This window comes from Rhizobacter sp. P2_H2 (genome assembly GCF_056403375.1).
Genome location: NZ_JBFUFP010001071.1, coordinates 1 through 1,797 on the forward strand (window position 1 = coordinate 1; position 1,797 = coordinate 1,797).

Annotated in this window: 2 protein-coding genes; both read left to right on the forward strand. The window is 69.8% G+C overall.

The annotated features are described in order from the left end of the window. Positions 1-505, forward strand: a 505-nt coding sequence (locus tag AC1D15_RS30120; protein WP_477828912.1) for a lytic transglycosylase domain-containing protein, incomplete at its 5' end; no start/stop codon positions are given. 31 nt (positions 506-536) lie between these two features. Further along, positions 537-1,797, forward strand: a 1,261-nt coding sequence (locus AC1D15_RS30125) for a DNA gyrase subunit A (protein WP_477828913.1), incomplete at its 3' end; no start/stop codon positions are given.

Genomic DNA, 1,797 nt, shown 5'->3' on the forward strand with positions numbered 1-1,797 from the left:
GCTGGAGTTCGCGCCCGAAGTGAAGTCGCTGCAGCCGCTGCTGCGGGAAGCGGCTGCAGCGCACGGCGTCGACATCGAGTTGCTGAAGGCCATCATCGCGGTCGAGTCCGGCTTCAACGCGAAGGCGGTGTCGCCGCGCGGCGCGGTCGGGCTGATGCAGCTGACGCCGATCGCCGCGCAGCACTACGGCGGTTTCGCGGCCGGCGAGCGCTCCGCGGCGCTGCGCGAGAAGCTGCTCGACCCGCGCACCAACATCCTCACCGGCGCCCGCATGCTGTCGAACCTGACGCGCCGTTTCGGCCGCATCGATGTCGCGCTGGCGGCGTGGAACGCCGGCGAATCGGCGGTGCGCAAGGCCGGCGGCGAGATGCCGCCGATTCCCGAGACCCAGGCGCACGTGCACCTGGTGCTGGAGCTCTACTGGGCGCTGCTGCAGGCGCGCATGCCGAGCGCACGCACCGGGTTGCAGATGCACGGCGCCGCCGCATCCGAAGCTTCGCGCTAGCAACGGCGCGAAGCCTTTCCTTGAAAAACACATGACCACCGATCTCTTCGACACCGGCAACCCCGACGACGCCATCACGCTCGCCCACTACGCCGAACGCGCGTACCTCGAATACGCGCTCAGCGTCGTCAAGGGCCGCGCGCTGCCCGATGTGTGCGACGGCCAGAAGCCGGTGCAGCGGCGCATCCTGTACGCGATGCAGCGCCTGGGCCTGGCCTTCAGCGGCACGGCCGGTGCGCGCCCGGTCAAGAGCGCGCGCGTCGTCGGCGACGTGATCGGCAAGTTCCACCCGCACGGCGACCAGGCCGCGTACGACGCGATGGTGCGCATGGCGCAGGACTTCTCGCAGCGCTACCCGCTGGTCGACGGCCAGGGCAACTTCGGCTCGCGCGACGGCGACAACGCGGCCGCGATGCGCTACACCGAGGCGCGCCTCGCGCCGATCTCGCGCCTGCTGCTCGACGAGCTCGACGAAGGCACGGCCGATTTCATCCCCAACTACGACGGCGTCGAGCGCGAGCCGCGGCTGCTGCCGGCGCGGCTGCCCTTCGTGCTGCTGAACGGCGCGAGCGGCATCGCGGTGGGGCTGGCCACCGAGCTGCCCTCGCACAACCTGCGCGAGATCGCGGCGGCCACCGTCGCGCTGATCCGCAACGAGCACCTGGGCGACGACGAACTGTTCACGCTGGTGCCCGGCCCCGACTACCCGGGCGGCGGCCAGATCATCAGCGCGCCCGAGGAGATCCGCGCCGCCTACACCACCGGCCGCGGCAGCCTGAAGGTGCGCGCGCGCTGGAAGATCGAGGACCTGGCGCGCGGCCAGTGGCAGCTCGTCATCACCGAGCTGCCGCACGGCACCAGCGTGCAGAAGGTGCTGGAAGAGATCGAGGAGCTGATCAACCCGAAGATCAAGACCGGCAAGAAGGCCTTGAGCGCCGACCAGGTGCAGCTGAAGGCCTCGGTGCTGGCGGTGCTCGACGTGGTGCGCGACGAATCGAACAAGGATGCGCCGGTGCGCATCGTGATCGAGCCGAAGACCAGCCGCATCGAGCAGCAGGACCTGATCAACACGCTGCTCGCGCACACCAGCCTGGAGAGCTCGGCGCCGATCAACCTGACGATGATCGGCGCCGATGGCCGGCCGACGCAGAAGACGCTGCGGCTGATGCTGCAGGAGTGGATCGCCTACCGCCAGCAGACGGTGCAGCGGCGCACGCAGTTCCGGCTCGACAAGGTGCTGGAGCGCATCCACGTGCTCGAGGGCCGGCAGCTGGTGCTGCTGAACATCGACG